1 protein-coding gene is annotated in these 1,695 nt (G+C 74.9%); it reads right to left on the bottom strand.

The window, feature by feature from the left end; translation table 11 throughout:
• Positions 1 to 1,421, bottom strand: a 1,421-nt coding sequence (cofG, locus tag C1I99_RS31465) for a 7,8-didemethyl-8-hydroxy-5-deazariboflavin synthase CofG (protein WP_111137761.1), incomplete at its 3' end; no start/stop codon positions are given.
• Between the last annotated feature and the right edge of the window lie 274 nt (positions 1,422 to 1,695).

The following is a 1,695-nucleotide window of genomic DNA, read 5'->3' as shown; positions in this document are numbered from 1 at the left end:
GCCGGCGGCCCGCCCACCTCGCCCGGGTGAGCGGGGGAGCCGGCGGTGACCTTGCCGGCGACCTCGGACCAGTCGCCGTAGACGTGGTCGAAGTCGCCCCGCCGGTCGCCGCTGCGGCCGGTGGTGTCGATCGTGACGTGCAGGTCGGTCCGCCCGCCGTACGTCTCGTCCGGCTCCTGCCAGGGCCGTCCCACCGGCCGCGCCGCCGCCACGGCCAGCCCGGTGGTCGGGTCGGCCAGCGCACCGACGTGCGGCAGCAGCCGCGGGTCGAGCCACGGGTCGCCGGCCCGGACGTACTCGGGGTAGATGGTGAGCCGCTCGCGCAGGGTGAAGCCGCCCTGCTCCGTGTGCCGGGCCAGCTCGTCGAGCTGCGGCCACGGGCGCTCCGGGTTGACGTGGTCCGGGGTCACCGGCGACACCCCGCCCCAGTCGTCGATGCCGGCGCGCAGCAGCAGGTCGTACTCCCCGGCGATGAGGTTCGGCGGGGCCTGGATGCGAGCCCTCGGGCCGAGCAGCGCCCGCGCCACCGCCACGGTGGCAGCCAGGTCGTGCAGCTCGGCGTCGGGCATGCCACGCATCGCGGTGTCCGGCTTCGCGCGGAAGTTCTGCACGATCACCTCCTGGACGTGGCCGTACTCCCGCTGGGCCCGGCGGATCGCGAAGATCGCGTCCACCCGCTCAGCCGGGGTCTCGCCGATGCCGATCAGGATGCCGGTGGTGAACGGCACCCCGACCCGCCCGGCATCGTCGAGCACCCGCAGCCGCACCGCCGGCTCCTTGTCGGGGGAGCCGAAGTGCGGCCCACCCGGAGTCGACCAGAGCCGGGTCGCCGTGGTCTCCAGCATCATCCCCATGCTCGGCGCGACCGGCTTGAGCCGTTGCAGCTCCGACCAGGAGAGCACCCCCGGGTTCAGGTGCGGCAGCAGGCCGGTCTCCTCCAGCACCGCCACCGCGCAGGCCCGCAGGTAGTCCAGGGTGGAGTCGTAACCACGCTCGTCCAGCCACCGCCGGGCCGCCGGCCAGCGCTCCTCGGGCCGGTCGCCGAGGGTGAACAGGGCCTCCTTGCAGCCCTGCGCCGCGCCCGCCCGAGCGATCGCCAGCACCTCGTCCCGGTCCAGGAAGGCCGCCGGCAGCCGGTGCGGCACCGTGGCAAAGGTGCAGTAGTGGCACCGGTCCCGGCACAGCCGGGTGAGCGGGATGAAGACCTTCTTGGAGTACGTGACCACGCCCGGCCGTCCCGCGTCGCGCAGCCCAGCGTCGCGGATCCCGCCGGCGACGGCGAGCAGTTCGTCCAGCGCGGCACCCCGGGCGCCCAGCAGCGCCGTCGCCTCGTCGACGTCCAACGCCCGCCCGGCCGCGGCCCGGCGTAACGCCCGCCGCACCGCCGCGTCGCCCGGGCCGGGCTCGGTGCGATCAACCATCCGCCCAGCCTAAGCGGTGACCGGGCCCGCCCCGGCGGGCCCGGTCCACCCGATACCCCGGGCCGGGTCGCGAGGGCGCGCCAGGAGGTCGCACCTTCCCGGAAGCTGCCCCCTCGCAACATCGGGAGGCCGCCTGTCCGGGAAAGAGTCCCACCCTGAGCCGGGAGGCCGGGAGATCGCACTTTCCGGGAAGTTGTTCCCTCGCCCGCCCGTGACGCAGAACTCTCAGGGAAAGTGCTGCGTCACGGGGGAGGCGGACCTCTCGGTCAAGGGG

Source organism: Micromonospora deserti, from assembly GCF_003236335.1.
GTDB classification, from domain to species: Bacteria; Actinomycetota; Actinomycetes; order Mycobacteriales; family Micromonosporaceae; genus Micromonospora; species Micromonospora deserti.
The sequence above is the reverse complement of the archived record's forward strand: the minus strand, read 5'-3'. Positions and strand labels throughout refer to the sequence as shown.